The sequence below is a fragment of the Candidatus Binatus sp. genome, from assembly GCF_036567905.1.
GTDB lineage: Bacteria > Desulfobacterota > Binatia > Binatales > Binataceae > Binatus.
This window is the reverse complement of the sequence record NZ_DATCTO010000023.1, coordinates 1-14672: the sequence shown is the minus strand read 5'-3', so window position 1 is coordinate 14672 and position 14672 is coordinate 1. Positions and strand designations below refer to the sequence as shown.

General features: G+C 63.5%; 14 protein-coding genes. 11 read left to right on the top strand and 3 right to left on the bottom strand.

From position 1 onward, the window contains the following. The first annotated feature begins 14 nt into the window (after positions 1-14). From proC to VIO10_RS03365, 8 genes are all read left to right on the top strand, one after another. On the top strand, positions 15-854 hold the full coding sequence (gene proC / locus VIO10_RS03400) for a pyrroline-5-carboxylate reductase (protein ID WP_331959347.1): 840 nt from the start codon (positions 15-17) through the stop codon (positions 852-854). Between the two features lie 15 nt (positions 855-869). Next, positions 870-1172, top strand: a complete 303-nt coding sequence (locus VIO10_RS03395) for a YggT family protein (protein WP_331959344.1) — start codon at positions 870-872, stop codon at positions 1170-1172. A 44-nt stretch (positions 1173-1216) separates the two neighbouring features. Continuing rightward, entirely contained in the window at positions 1217-1504 is a 288-nt protein-coding gene (locus VIO10_RS03390; RefSeq protein ID WP_331959341.1) for a DUF167 domain-containing protein, read from the top strand. Positions 1505-1630: 126 nt separating this feature from the next. Next, on the top strand, positions 1631-2020 hold the full coding sequence (locus tag VIO10_RS03385; RefSeq protein ID WP_331959338.1) for a zinc ribbon domain-containing protein: 390 nt from the start codon (positions 1631-1633) through the stop codon (positions 2018-2020). A gap of 269 nt (positions 2021-2289) precedes the next feature. Continuing rightward, positions 2290-3240 carry an MDR/zinc-dependent alcohol dehydrogenase-like family protein gene (locus VIO10_RS03380; RefSeq protein WP_331959335.1) on the top strand — a complete coding sequence of 317 codons (951 nt, stop codon included), beginning with the start codon at positions 2290-2292 and terminating at the stop codon, positions 3238-3240. Further along, entirely contained in the window at positions 3237-5234 is a 1998-nt protein-coding gene (locus VIO10_RS03375; protein ID WP_331959332.1) for a hydantoinase/oxoprolinase family protein, read from the top strand. Before VIO10_RS03380 ends, VIO10_RS03375 begins: the two co-directional genes overlap by 4 nt. Next, positions 5231-6796, top strand: coding sequence for a hydantoinase B/oxoprolinase family protein (locus tag VIO10_RS03370; RefSeq protein ID WP_331959329.1), 1566 nt, complete (start codon positions 5231-5233; stop codon positions 6794-6796). Before VIO10_RS03375 ends, VIO10_RS03370 begins: the two co-directional genes overlap by 4 nt. Before the next feature lie 45 nt (positions 6797-6841). After that, positions 6842-7252, top strand: coding sequence for an NUDIX hydrolase (locus tag VIO10_RS03365; RefSeq protein ID WP_331959326.1), 411 nt, complete (start codon positions 6842-6844; stop codon positions 7250-7252). A 16-nt stretch (positions 7253-7268) separates the two neighbouring features. Here VIO10_RS03365 and VIO10_RS03360 read toward each other — a convergent pair whose 3' ends face one another. Beyond that, entirely contained in the window at positions 7269-8171 is a 903-nt protein-coding gene (locus VIO10_RS03360; protein WP_331959323.1) for a glycosyltransferase family 2 protein, read from the bottom strand. 134 nt (positions 8172-8305) lie between these two features. Next, a complete protein-coding gene (locus tag VIO10_RS03355) occupies positions 8306-9475 on the bottom strand; it encodes a hypothetical protein (protein WP_331959320.1) in 1170 nt (389 codons plus the stop codon). A gap of 393 nt (positions 9476-9868) precedes the next feature. Here VIO10_RS03355 and VIO10_RS03350 point away from each other — a divergent pair, with 393 nt between their 5' ends. Next, positions 9869-11101: an SLC13 family permease gene (locus VIO10_RS03350; RefSeq protein ID WP_331959317.1), complete on the top strand. Its 1233-nt coding sequence runs from the start codon at positions 9869-9871 to the stop codon at positions 11099-11101. Here VIO10_RS03350 and thiI read toward each other — a convergent pair. Continuing rightward, a complete protein-coding gene (thiI, locus tag VIO10_RS03345) occupies positions 11070-12278 on the bottom strand; it encodes a tRNA uracil 4-sulfurtransferase ThiI (protein WP_331959314.1) in 1209 nt (402 codons plus the stop codon). The genes VIO10_RS03350 and thiI overlap by 32 nt on opposite strands. A gap of 114 nt (positions 12279-12392) precedes the next feature. Here thiI and VIO10_RS03340 point away from each other — a divergent pair, with 114 nt between their 5' ends. Continuing rightward, positions 12393-13013, top strand: a complete 621-nt coding sequence (locus tag VIO10_RS03340; RefSeq protein ID WP_331959311.1) for a CoA pyrophosphatase — start codon at positions 12393-12395, stop codon at positions 13011-13013. A gap of 48 nt (positions 13014-13061) precedes the next feature. Beyond that, the gene (locus tag VIO10_RS03335; RefSeq protein WP_331959308.1) at positions 13062-14639 is read left to right on the top strand and encodes a sulfatase family protein; all 1578 of its coding nucleotides are present in this window, start codon (positions 13062-13064) and stop codon (positions 14637-14639) included. Positions 14640-14672 lie beyond the last annotated feature (33 nt).

Sequence of the window (14672 nt, the reverse complement as noted above, 5' to 3'; positions counted from 1 at the left end):
GAGAACGTGAAAGAATGAAAAAGCTCGGATTCATCGGCGGCGGTAACATGGCCGAGGCGCTCGCGCACGGCCTTATCGCGCACAAGGTCTTCAAGCCGGCCGAAATTATTGTGTCCGACGTTGCGCCGGAGCGCCGGCGCAAACTGGCCCGCGCGCTCAAGCTCGCGACGACCGACGACAATGCCGCGGTCGTGCGCGAGGCCGGCGCCGTCGTGCTCGCCGTCAAGCCGCAAACGATCGACGCGGTGATGGCGGAAATCGCGGCCGAGCTGGCGAAAGCGAGCGGAAAAGCGGCCGGCAGGGGCAAGCTGTTCATTTCGATTGCCGCCGGCGTGACGATCGCGCGGCTGACGCGCGGGCTGGGCAGGCGCGCGCGAGTGATCCGGGTGATGCCGAACGCGCCCGCGATGGTGGGCCACGGGATGGCGGCGATGGTGCGTGGGCGTGGAGCGTCGGCGGGAGATGAGGCGTTCGCGCTGCGCATTTTCAGGGCGGTAGGAGACGCCGTCGCGCTCAAGGACGAAAAGCTCCTGGACGTGGTCACGGCGCTCTCGGGCAGTGGCCCCGCTTACGTTTACCTGTTCGCCAAGGCGATGGCGGATGCGGCGGTGAGCGAGGGAATCCCGCGCGAACTGGCTTTACGGATGGCGCTGAAGACGATTCGTGGCGCCGAACAGCTGATGCGCGAGTCCAAGCGCGAGGTCGGCGATTTGATTGCGGCGGTCGCTTCGCCGGGCGGCACCACCGAGGCCGCGCTGCGCCGGTTCGCCGAGCATGGTTTTTCTGATATCGTGGCCGCCGCATTGCACGCCGCCAGCGATCGCTCGCGCGAACTTGGCCGCGGAATCAACTAGCGGGAGCGCTATCGCGTGTACGCCTGGACCAACCTGATCATCTTCGTCGCGCAGACCCTCGACAGTTTGCTGACGCTCTATTTGTATGTCGTGATCATTTCCGCGTTGATGACGTGGATCGAGCCGAATCCGTACAATCCGATCGTCCGCTTCATCTATTCGATCACGGAGCCGGTCTTCGAATGGTTCCGCGAACATATCCCGGTAGTGTTCGGCGGAATCGATTTTTCACCGCTGATCGTGATTGTGGTCATCCAGCTCATCCAGCGCGTTGTCATTCCAAGCGTGGTGCATGCGCTGATTCCCGTCTACGCGTGATTCCGGGCGGCAATCCGCCGGCGCCAGACACGCCCTGGATGCGAGTGGCCAACGGCGAGGTAACAATCGAAGTCACGGCTCGGCCGGGCGCCTCGCGCCGAGGCGTCATCGGCACGAGTGGAGAACGCCTGGTCGTCGGCGTCCATTCAGGGCCGCAGAAAGGCAAAGCGAACGACGAACTGATCGAGTATCTGGCAGGCGAGCTGCGCGTGCCACGCTCGGCGCTGATGATCGTTCGCGGGGCAACCTCGCGTCGCAAGACGATCCGAATCGTGACGCATGACGCGGCCAAGGCGGCCTCGCGGCTGCGGCAGATTGGCAAACCAAAGTAGCGTCCGCCAACGCAAACGAGGCGAATCGAAGGCGAAAAATCTGCGTTTCGGTTGACTGCGCTGTTTTTCGTGGTTACTTAAAGGGGTGGAAGGTGAGAGTTTTCCATTAGCAGTCCCGGTTTTGTGATGCCAATTTACGAATACAAGTGCAACAAATGCGGCGTGTTCGAGGCGATGCAGGGCATTAAGGAATCCGCGCTCAAGAAATGTCCCACCTGCAACAGCAAGGTGGAGCGGCAGATGTCGCGCGGCTCGTTCATCCTGAAGGGCAGCGGATGGTACGCGACGGACTACGCCAAGAAGAGCACCCCGAGCAGCACGGACGCGGATTCAACGGCGTTGCCGGCTACGCCCGCGACCAACGGTAGCACGGCGTCATCGAGCGATTCGGCGGCGAAAGCGGCTGGCGAGTCGAAGCCGGCCTCGGAATCCAAATCGGCGTCATCGGAATCGAAGACGCCCTCGCGCTCGAAATCCTCCTCCGAAAAATCAGTGTCAGCCAAATCCGCCGACTGATTTTTCTTAGCGACTCTTTCCTTTGCGTCATCCCGATCGATTGTCGCATCCTGATCAGGCCTATATGTTCCCCGGCTCTTTCCCCGTGCAGCAGATCCGGGGTCCCTCGGCTCCGCAGACTCCGCTCGGGATGACACAAAGAGCAGCCGCATCTCTTCTCTCACCCCCTTCTAACAGGGACGAAGTCCCGCATCCTTGTTTTAATACTGGGTGCAGGGGATACCCCTGCTGAAACCCACGGCGGGTTTCACTAAAATCGGTCGAACCATATGCGCGCGCTGGTATTCGATCGCAATCTGGAATTTCGCGGCGACTATCCCGATCCCGTCGCTGTGCCGGGCGAGAGTATCGTCCGCGTCGCAGTCGCCGGCATCTGCGGAACCGACCTGGAGATCGCCCGCGGCTACATGCAATATCGCGGTGTGCCGGGTCATGAATTCGCCGGCCGCGTAATCGAATCGAAGAACGCCGCGCTCGCCGGACGACGCGTCGTTGGCGAGATCAACGCGGGATGCGGGCGATGCGCGACGTGCGCTAGCGGTCTCGCGCGCCATTGTCCGAGTCGCACAGTGCTGGGAATCCTCGGGCGCGACGGCGCCTTTGCAGAATTCCTTCGTCTTCCCGACGCCAACCTGATCCCGATTCCCGATTCGATGCCTGACGACGTCGCGGTGTTCGTGGAACCGGTCGCGGCGGCGTATGAGATCTTCGAGCAGGTTCATCTGGCGCGCAATCAGACGATCGCGGTGATAGGCGACGGCAGGCTCGGGGCGATTGTCGCGTTGGCGCTCAAGGGCGAGAAGTACCAGCCAAAGGTCACGGGCCATCATCGGGAGAAACTCGCGCGGCTGGCCGGTCTCGGACTCGATACGGCCGAGGAATCTTCTGTGCGGGACAAATTCGACGTTGTGATCGATTGCAGTGGAAGTGGATCCGGTTTTGGGCGCGCGGTTGAACTGGTCCGGCCGCGCGGAAAGATCATCCTGAAGAGCACCGCGGCCGTGGCGGCTGAAATTAATCTGGCGCCAATCGTGGTGAATGAAATCACCATAATCGGTTCGCGATGCGGCCGCTTTCAGCCTGCGCTCGACGCGCTCGCGGCCGGAAAAATCGATCCTCGCCCGCTGATCGATGGCGCCTTCAGGCTCGATGACGGCCTGGCAGGCTTCGAAGCCGCAAGCAATCCGCTCAATTTCAAAATACTGCTGAGAGCGCCGTGAAACGGCGAAGCCCCCGGCCATTGCGCGCCGGCCCAATCGTGGTCGGGATAGATACCGGCGGCACGTTCACCGATCTGGTCGCGATCGCCGGCGGTGAAATCCGCGTGCACAAAGTGCTCTCGACGCCGGCGGACCCTGCCGACGCTGTCATCCGCGGCCTGTGCGAGATGCTCGCGGGGATCGACACGGCGCCGGAGTCCGTCACCTACAGCTCCACCGTCGCGACCAATGCGCTGCTCGAGAAGAAGGGCGCGCGCGTCGCGCTGTTTACCAACGCGGGTTTTGAAGACCTTATCGAGATCGGCCGGCAGAACCGCGACGACCTGTACGCGCTGGCGCCTTCGCGACCCGAGCCGCTGGTCGGCCGCGCGATGCGCTTCGGCGTAGCCGAGCGCACGCTGTTCGACGGGATCATCATCAAATCGTTGAGCCGGATGGAACTCGCGCGAATTCGGCGCCTCGCGGCACGGAGCCTCGCCGACGCATTCGCCATCTGCCTGCTTCACTCGTACGCCAATCCGAAAGGCGAGGAATCGATCGCGCGAGCGCTGGCGCCTCTGGGACGGCCGCTTACGGTCTCGCATCGGATTCTCGCCGAGTATCGCGAATATGAGCGCTTCTCGACGGCGGTCGTGAATGCGTACGTCGCGCCGCGGATGTCATCGCATCTGAAAAACCTGGAGACCCGGCTCCAAGGGACGCGGCTGCGAGTCATGCAATCCAACGGCAGCGCGATCGGCCCGGAGCTGGCGCGGGCAGAGCCGGTGCGAACGATTCTCTCCGGTCCCGCGGCGGGCGTGATTGGAGCGGCAAGCCTGGCGCGCGCATTCGGCACCGATCGTTTCATCACGTTCGACATGGGTGGGACCTCGACGGATGTATCGCTGTTCGATCGCCGCGCGCGAATCCGCACACTGAGTCATCCCGACGGATACGCGGTGCGCACGCCCGTGATCGACATTCACACCGTCGGCGCAGGCGGCGGATCGATCGCGCGGATTGACGCAGGCGGTTCGCTCCAAGTCGGGCCGGATAGCGCGGGCGCCGATCCCGGGCCCGCGTGCTATGGACGCGGCGAATCGTGCACCGTTACCGACGCCGACCTGGTGGCGGGCAGGCTGGTCGCAGAAAATTTCCTGGGCGGCCAAATGAAGCTCTATCCGGAGCGCGCCGAGCGCGCGTTGTCGCGGCTCGCGCGAGCAATGAAAACGAATCCGATTGCAGCGGCGCGCGGGATTATTCGCGTCGTCAATGCGAACATGGAGCGTGCGATTCGCGTGATCACGGTCGAGCGCGGCTACGATCCGCGCGACTTCGCGTTGCTGGCGTTCGGCGGCGCCGGCCCGATGCACGCGTGCGAACTGGCGCTCGATTTGGGTATCGGGCGAATCGTGATGCCGCGAAATCCCGGCCTGCTGTGCGCGTGGGGCGCGTCGAGCGCTCCTTTGGGCCGCGAGTATTCGCTCACGGTGCGCGAGACAAATCCGAACTATCGAGGCCTGGTCGCGCGCGCCTCGGCGCTGGTCCGCCGCGCACACGCCGAGCTCGGGGCTGAAGGAGCGGCCGCGATTCGTCACGAACTGTGGGCCGACATGCGCTATCGGGGGCAGTCGTACGAGCTCGAAATCGCACTCACGCCCCGATTCGTCGCCGACTTTCACTCGACGCACCGCAGAACTTTCGGACATTGCGCCGCCAGCGCCGCCGTCGAAGTGGTGAATATCCGAATCCGCGCAGTCGCGGGGGATTCGCTCGCCAGGCCCAGGCGAATCGCGCGCCAGGCCGGGAAGCCAACGCCGGTTTCAAGCGGACGAGTGCTGGTTGGCGGGCGCGAACGTACGGTGCCGATCTACGAGCGAGCCTCATTTGGCGCAGGCGCGCGCGTGCGCGGGCCGATCGTCGTCGTCGAGCTGAGTTCCACCGCGTACGTCGCGCCGGAATTCACTTTGCGCGTGGATGACTTCGGCAATCTCCAGCTGGAGGCGGCGCGATGAAGCTCGATTCGATCCAGCTGGCCGTGATGAACAGTCGGCTTGCGGCGATTGCCGACGAGATGGGCGTTGTGCTTGGGCAGACGGCGTTCTCGCCCAACATCAAGGAGCGGCACGATTTTTCGTGCGCGATTTTCGACGCGCGCGGCGAGCTGGTCGCACAGGCCGCGCATATTCCGGTGCATCTCGGATCGACGCCGCTCTCGGTGCGCGCGGCAATTGAGAATCTCGAGCTCCAGCGGGGCGACGTCGCCGCGCTGAACGATCCCTTCGCCGGCGGGACGCACCTGCCCGACTTGACCCTGGTCGCACCGGTGTTTATCGGGGTCGAGCGCCGCCCGTTCGCGTACGTCGCCAACCGGGCGCATCACGCGGATATGGGCGGGATCGCGCCGGGCTCGATGGCGCTGGCGACGGAGATTTACCAGGAAGGGTTCCGGTTGCCGCCGGTGAAAATTGTCAGCGGCGGCGAGATCGCTCGCGACGTGATGACGCTATTTCTTGCCAACACCAGAGTCCGCGAGGAGCGCGAGGGCGACCTGCGCGCGCAGATTGCCGCGTTGTCGGTCGGCGCCGAGCGGTTGCTCGCGATCGTAAAAACCTCGGGACGCAAGACGGTCGAAGCTGCGATGGACGGGCTCAAGGATTACGCGGCGCGCCTGATGACCGCGGCGCTTGCCGAGCTTGCGCCCGGAACCTATCGGGCGGAGGATTTTCTCGACGACGACGGATTCGGCACGGGTCCGATTCCAATTCGCGCCGCAATCACAATAGGCGGCGGCAAGGCGCTCGTCGATTTCACCGGCTCCGCGCGGCAGGTGCGCGGTTCGGTCAACGCAAATTTCGCGATCACCCTGTCGGCGACTTTCTACGTAATGAAATGCCTCGCGGCACAGGCCGTGCCCGCCAACGAGGGCCTGATGCGCCCGATCAGCCTCGTCGCGCCGCCGGGCTCGATCGTCAACGCGTTGGCTCCAGCAGCGGTCGCGGGCGGAAACGTCGAGACCTCGCAGCGAATTGTCGACGTTTTGTTTCGCGCGCTCGCCAAGGCGGCGCCCAGTCGTATCCCGGCGGCGAGTTCGGGCTCGATGTCGAATCTCACGGTCGGCGGCTTCGACCGATTTCGCGACCGCCATTTTTCTTACTACGAAACGATCGCCGGTGGCGCGGGCGCCGCAAGCGGCCGGCCCGGCGCCTCCGGCATCCACACCCACATGACCAACACGCTCAACACGCCGATCGAGGCGCTCGAGGCCTACTACCCGATGCGGATCACCGAGTATCGAATCCGGCGCGGCTCTGGCGGCCGTGGCCGCGCGCGCGGCGGCGATGGACTGATTCGTGAACTCGAGTGCCTGGTCGATTCGAACGTCAGCTTGCTCACCGAACGGCGGACAATCGCGCCATACGGACTCGCCGGCGGATCACCGGGCGCGACGGGGATAAACATTCTGGTGCGCGGCACGCGACGAACCAGGTTACCCGGCAAAACGAATATCGACCTCAAAGCCGGCGAGCGCATTCGAATCGAGACGCCCGGCGGCGGCGCCTGGGGCCGTCGCTAAACCCGGAAGTGGCGCATCGGCGAGCGGCCCGCTAGCTTGAGCACGATGGCGGAGCAGCAATTCTATGTGGGCATCCATGGCGTTATCGCCAGTCGCGGGCGAATGCTCGTGCTCAAGCGCGCGCCGGTGATGCCGTATCGCCCCGGAAGCTGGGACCTTCCCGGCGGCCATCTTGCGCTCGGCGAGAGTTTCGAGGATTGCCTGTTGCGCGAGGTCAAGGAGGAAACCGGGATTGATGTCGCGATCGACCGCCTGCTCGGCTTGCACAGCATGGTTTCAGAGCCCTATCTGCAGGCGCTCTACTCGTGTCGGCTGGCAGTTTTTCAGAAAGTGCAGCTGCGCCCCGACGAACACGTCGAGCATCGATGGGTCACGCCGGCCGACGTCGCGAGCCTGGAGTTGATTCCTTATCTCGCGGCAATTTTGAAGCGCGGTATGCTGAGTTACGTGAAGTGATCGAGGCGATGCGGCGCTATCTTGCGATCAGGCGGCCGCGCCAATAGCCGAAAAAGTTGGCGCATTCGAGTTCGTGATAAATCGCCCGCTCCGGATCGCCGCGCATCGCGGCGGCTGCCATTCGCACGCCGTTGCGGACGAGCTTGTCGAGGCGATTGTGGTTTTGCAGTCCCGCAAATGCGGTGCCCATGCCGAAGGCGAAGCTCTTGCGCCGCAGATACGCGCGCGTCATCCGCTCGGGAGGGATCAGATGATGCACGATTGCGCGCGGTGCAAAACCCATGGCGCCGCCGCGCGCCAATATCCGCGCGAACAGTTCGGTGTCCTCGCCTGAGATGGGATTGCCGCCGACCACGCCGAGGTCCTCGCGAAATTTCCCGAAACGCGCGAACGCAGAGCGCTTGAACCCGACATTGGCGCTGAAATAATTATCCAAGCGCTCGGCAGATGACGTTGGCGCCGACTCGATCGTGCGCCGGTCGTGAACTGCGAGTTTGACCCACAGGCTCGGCCCCAGCCACTTGGGCGGTGGCGACGACCATTGCGGGATGACCATACCGCACGCGGCGTCCAGGTCGCGCTGCCGCATGTCATCGAGCAGTTCGGCGGCCCAATCGCGCTCGGCCAGCGCGTCGTCGTCTATGAAGAAGATGAAGTCCGACGCGGTTTCGTCCACCGCACGATTTCGCGCAAAGCTCGAACCCAGACGCGATTCGAACACGCGCCGCATCGCAAGCGCCGCGCCACGCGCGCAGTCATCGATTACCGCTGCGGTGTCGTCGGTCGATCCATTGTCGATGACGAGGCAGTCGGCCTCGACGCCCGCCGGTATCGCGAGCGACGCGATACTCGCCAACGTCTCGCGCACCAGCGCCGCGCGATTATGTGTGGGAATCGCAATTGTGAGTTTGACTGTCAATGCGGTCGTGCGCGCCTGCCAAGCGAATCCGTCGCCGCTTCATGCCGCGTTCCGTCTCCATAATAGCCGAACCGCGCCTCGCACCGGATAACCCGGTGGAGATGCGCAGCTCGGCGCCGCCGCGGCAGGCCGCGTCAGTTCTTCGCCGGCGATGGCGCCGCGGCGGGCGCGGAAGCTGCTGAAGCAGCCGCCGCGGGCGATGCTCCTGGCGACGGCGATGGCGCCGCGGGCTTGGGCAGCGGAGCGCCCGATTGCGTGAACACGATCGACGTGACCGTCAGGTCGGGCGTCGCCTTTTGCTGGATGTCGGTCGGGGCGCTCAGGCGAAAACCGAAGTTGCGCGTCTCGCCCGGCACGAACGGCAGCACCGGCCGCCCGAAATTGGTGAACTCGAGCGGCGTCGCAATCGGGGTGTGAACCTCGCTGAAGACTTCCTTTTTGGTTTTCCCTTTGCCCTCGGAATACGTGACCGTGAACTGAACCTCGTCGATAGCCTTGTCGCCGCTGTTCGTCATCTTGCCGAAAATTCCCGGCACTCGCGATGCCGCCATCTTCATATCCACATCGCTCAACACGATTTTCGGGATGTACGCCTGCGCCTCGGGGAGCTGCTTCTGCGCGTTTTGTATATCCGCCAACTCGCGCCCGTACTGGAACTTTAGGCCCGCGTTGCCGGTCGCCTGCTCTTTGTCCAGTTCGTCGAGGATTTTCTGATAGGCGGCCGCCGCCTTGTCGTAGTCGTGCTTGTGGTAGAGATCGACGGCGTCCTTGTGTTCCTTGATGATGTTTTCCTTGAACGGGAAATCGACGAACAGCCGCCATTCGCCGCCCTGATTCACCATCACCATATCGTCGTCGTAGGTGACCTTGGGATACGTGTTTTCGGCCAGGTTCTTTTGCGCGGTCGAGTCGGGGGTCTGATCTCCGCTAAGTGAAGCATCGACCGTCCGCTCCCAGAGCGCGAGATCGGGCTGCGTCACGCTGACCGTGACTATCGCCTTGTCGCCGTCGGTCTTCGCCTCGCCAACCTTGTAGTCATAGGTGCGCAGCACGCCCTTGAACCAGTCCTTGCTCACGTCGGGGGCCATCGGGATTTCGCCGAGGAACTGATCCATGGTGCGATCGACCTGGTCCTGATGCGACAGCGCCTGGTAGCAGGTCGGGTAATTGTAAAATTTCAGGTTGCTCAGATAGGCTTCCGCCGCGCGCTGGGGCGTATGGCCCTGGCATCCCGCTACCAGCAACGCACAAACCACGCCGGCCGCAAGCATCGCACCCTTGGCCTGAATTCTGCTCATTGTCATCGTCGAAATTCCTCTTCATGCGAGCCGCAAACGGTTTGATTCTAATGTCGCTCCCACCAAAAACAAGCTCGGCTCAACGGCAGTTTCCACCCCTGACCGCCGTCTCGGGGGGCAACAGTCTTGCTTATCAGAAAGAAGGCGCGCTATGCGAACGGCCGCGGGTCCGCCATTCACGGCGCGGCTGGCTGCTGCTCGAGTTCAACGACGTTGCCCTCGGCGCGATTGTGATCGCGGCATCGTAGAACAACTAAAAACGAAAAACGTGATCGAGTTCCGCGGCCTTGAGTGGAATTTCCATATCGATTCTCCCGGACTATGCCTCTGATCCCGATGCTTCCAACACCCTCGCCGCTTGATTGCCGCTCTTGCGCCAACCATCATTCCTGAACCACGATGCTCCCCAGCCACACCCCGGCCCTCGCCATTTTCGCCCTGACCTACGCAGTGATCGCGCTCGGCGAAATTCCGTGGCTGCGCATCGATCGCACCGGCGCCGCGTTGGCGGGCGCGGTCGCGATGGTCGTGTCCGGCGCTCTCAGCGGAGCCGCGGCCGAGCGCGCCATCGACTTCCACACGATTGCCCTGCTGCTCGGGATGATGATCGTAGTGGCGAACTTGCGCCTCTCGGGCGCCTTTGCGTTCTTCGCGCGCGGGCTGCTGAGCAGGGCGCGCTCTGGCTTCGGGATGCTTGCGATGACCGTCGCCGCGGCGGGCTTGCTCGCCGCGTTTTTCATTAATGACGTTGTCTGCCTGGCGCTCACCCCTCTGATAATCGACGCCGCCGAAATTGCGGACCTCGATCCCATCCCGCTTTTGCTGGGACTCGCGACCGCCAGCAACATCGGCAGCGCCGCGACGATCACCGGCAACCCGCAGAACATGATCGTCGCAGGCTTCGCGCATCTCGGCTACTCCAGCTTCGCATTTCACCTGGCGCCGGCCGCCATCATCGGCCTCGTGATCGATTTCCTGGTGATCGCCGCGGTTTACCGAAAATCGATCGGAGCGCCGCGGCGGCCCAGTGATGCCCCCGCTCCACGCACGCTTCGCGTCAACCGCCCGTTGATGATCAAATCGTCGATCGTCGCGCTCGGTGCGTTGGCGATGTTCGTCGCCGGCTATCCGACCCACCTGGTCGCGATGAGCGCCGGCGTGATCCTGCTGTTCACCCGGCGAATCAAGCCGCATCGCGTGTATCGGTTGATCGATTGGACGATGCTCGCGATGTTCACCGGACTCTTCATCGTGGTGGCCGGTTTCGAAACCACCGGCTTCCAAACCGAAGTGTTGAGCCTGGTCGGCGTTCAGCGGTTGACCCATCCCGTCACTCTGACAGTCGTCGTCGCGATCCTTTCCAACCTGGTCAGCAACGTGCCCGCCGTGCTGCTGTTCCGTCCGCTCTATCCGATGCTTGGCGGCGGACGCACGCTTGCGCTGTTGATCGCGAGCGCGAGCACCTACGCGGGAAATCTTACCCTGGTTGGATCGATCGCCAATCTGATCGTGGTCGAGCAGGCGCGGTTGAGGAGGATTGACGTGACCTTTGTCGATTACTTGCGCGTGGGCGTGCCAATCACGCTGATCACGCTGGCGATCAATACTGCGTTTCTGGCGCTCTGGCCGTAGCCGCTTGCGTCGCCCGCGGCGGAAACCAAAAACGCTCGACTTCGGTGGCGCGGACCACATCGTCAATCATCCGCGGGATATCGAAGCACGATTCCGCCGCCTCGACTTCCTCGATTCGCGCCCGCGTCTCGGGATGCGCCGGCACAAACAGCGTGCAGCAGTCCTGATCGGGCAATATCGATGTCTCGAACGTGCGCAGCCGGCGCGCCTGATCGATAATCTCGTTTTTGTCCATCCCGACCAGCGGCCGCATGACCGGAAACGCCGCCGCCTTCTCGATCACCGCCATGTTTTCCAGCGTCTGCGAGGCGACCTGCCCCAGGCTCTCGCCCGTTACCAGCACCGTCGCGCCTGAACGCTCCGCAAGCGCGCTGGCGATTCGCAGCATGAAGCGCCGGTACAGCACCACGCGCAGCGGACGCAGAGTGTTCGCCACGATCTCGCGCTGCAAGTTTCCAAACGGCGCCAGCATCAGCGTCGATCGCGCCTGCCAGCGCGTCAGATGAGCCGCAAGCTCCGCCGCCTTCTCCCGGCTCGCCGCCGAAACGATCGGATACGCATGAAAATGTACGAAGTCCAGCCTAAGCCCGCGCCGCATCATTCGATGCGCCGCGACCGGCGAATCGATCCCGCCCGACAGCAGCGCCAATCCACGCCCCGTCACGCCTACCGGAAGTCCGCCCGCACCCGGCATCTTGCCCGCCGACACGTACGCCGCGTCGTTCATTATCTCGATCGATATCGTGAGCTCGGGAGCGCGCAGATCCACTTCGAAGCCGAGCGCCTCCTGCACTTCACCGCCAACCGCGCGATCTATTTCCACCGAATTCATCGCGAACCGCTTGTCCTCGCGCTTGGTCCGCACCGCAAATGTCCTTGCACTGCTTCCCGTCGCGAGCTTGATCGCTTCGCGCGCGATCGATTCGATGTCGCGAGCGGTCGCATGGCTGAGCGAGAAGTTCTGCAGCCCGAAAATCAACGCCGCGCGCTCGGCGGCGGTTTCGTCGCTAAGCTCCTCGGGGATTTGCACCATCAGGCGCGGCCCGACGCTGCGGATATTGCCCAGCCGGTAGTCGCCGAATATATCGCGCAGATTCTGCTTGACCTGGTCCACGAATCGCCACTGATTGCGCCCTTTGAGCGCGATCTCGTGGTATCTGCCAATCAAATATCGCATGTTCTGAAGTCGCTCGCGTGCATCCGCCGGACTTGAGGTTAGCCCAGGCACGGGCAGCATTGAAAACCGGCCGCGCGCTTGCAAGATGCGCGCTGCGCGCGATTATCTGTAGTGATGAGCGACGCCACTGCATTCGCCCGCCACGTCGAGACCATCCGACGCAAGCTCTCCACCGTCACTCCCGTCCCGCGCGCGGCGCTGGCGAACAAGTCCAACGCCGCCGCGGTGCTGATGCCGCTGTTCGAGCGCGCCGGCGGCCTTCACGTCATTTATATCCGCCGCTCTGACCATGTCGCCAGCCATCGCGGCCAGGTTGCGTTTCCGGGCGGACGCGTCGATCCCGTGGATGCGACCCTGCTCGACGCCGCTTTGCGCGAGGCGCACGAAGAAGTCGGCATCCATCCTTCGACCGTAGAGGTGGTCGGCGCTTTTCCCACCATGCAAACGACGACCAGCGGAATCGTCGTCGCGCCATTCGTCGGCGTGATTCCGTCCGACGCGCCGCTCAGGCCTCAAATCTCCGAGGTCGCCGAAATCTTCGACGTGCCTCTTACCGCGCTGCGCGATCCGAAGTTTCGCGGCGAGTATGAATGGAAGAGCGACGGGCCGGCCGGTCGTTCCTCGAAATTTCCGGCGATTCTCTACCGCGGCCAGGTAATCTGGGGCCTCACCCTGCGCATCACGCTGAACCTGCTCGAGCTTCTGGAAACGGCCCCCTTTTCCGCGCACTGCTGAAAGCGGGATAAGTGAAAAAGTAAAATTTCCAAACGGGAGTCGAATCCAATGGGACGCAATATCCTCTTCATCACCACCGATCAGCAGCGCTACGACGCGCTGGGATGCAACGGCGGCACGATCGCGAAGACCCCGGTCGCCGACCGGCTCGCCAATGACGGGATCAACTATCGGCGCGCGCACAATCAGAATGTCGTCTGCATGCCGGCCCGCTCGACCATGATTACCGGCCAGTACGTGCGCACCCACGGCGTCGTCGCCAACGGGGTTGCGCTTCCGCCCGATTCGCCGAGCGTCGCGGCCTATCTTCACGAGCAGGCCGGTTACCGCACCGCGCTGCTGGGCAAGGCGCATTTCGAGCCCGCTTTCGATTTGCAGGGGCGATGGTTCGAGAACCGGATGGCGCGCGAGAATTCGACCGGCCCGTATCGCGGCTTCGATCGGATGGAACTGGCGATGCATTCGCCGATCGGCGGATGGCATTATTCGCTGTGGCTGCAGAAAAACCATCCCGACGAAATGGGCGGCTTCGCGCCGATTCTCACCGCGATGCCCGGCGGCGACACCGGAGCGCCCGAAGTGAAGTACAATCCGATTCCGCGCGAGCATTACCACACCGACTGGGTGGCGGCGCGGACGATCGCATACCTCGATTCGCTCGATCCCGGCGACAACTGGTTCGTGTGGATGAGTTTCCCCGATCCCCATCATCCATGGGATCCGCCGCAGGACGAGGCGCGGCGAATCAATTGGCGCGATCTCGATCTGCCCGCCGGCTATCCGGGCTCGCGCGAGAAAATTGAAAAAATACTGGCCGGCAAGCCGCGCCATTGGCTCGACTGGTACCAGGGCCGTTTCGGCAACTTCGAGGGCGGCCCGGCCAACTTCGTCCCGTGCCAGCTCACCGAGGATCAGCTGCGCGAAGTCAACGCGATGATCCACGTCGAAAACGAATTGATCGACCAGGCTTGCGGCCGCGTGCTCGCCCGAATCGCCGAGCGGGGATGGGAGGCGCGCACCGACGTATTCTTCACGACAGACCACGGCGAGCTGCAAGGCGACTTCGGCTTGCTCTACAAGGGCCCGTATCACGTTGACGCGCTGATGCGGCTGCCGATGATCTGGCGTCCCGCGCCGTCAGCCAAAATTACGCACAGCGAAATCGCGGAGCCGGTCGGGCAGCTCGATCTCGCGCCGACGTTCTGCCAAATCGCCGGCGTCCCGGTTCCCGACTGGATGCAGGGCAAGCCGCTCCCCATCGCGCCGGGCTCGGGCCGCCAGCGCGTCATCACCGAATGGGACAGCCAGTTCGCCGCGATCGGGATGCATCTGCGCAGCATCTATCGCGACGGTTACACGCTCACCGTTTACGAGAAATCGACTCGCGACTATGGATTCGACCTGGCCAACATTCCGCCGTTGCTGGCGCCGCGCGGTCCGATTGCCGATATCCGCTACGACGGCAGCGAGGGCGAGCTTTACAATCTGCGCGAGGATCCGATGCAATGGCGCAATCTGTGGAACGATCCGGGCTGCGCGAAGCTGAAGTCCGATCTGCGCGCCGACCTGTACGACAATCTTCCTCCCGAGCGCAGTCCCAAGCTGCCTGTGGAGGCGCCCGCTTAGGTCAAATGCGGAACCCACCGTGGGTTCCGCACC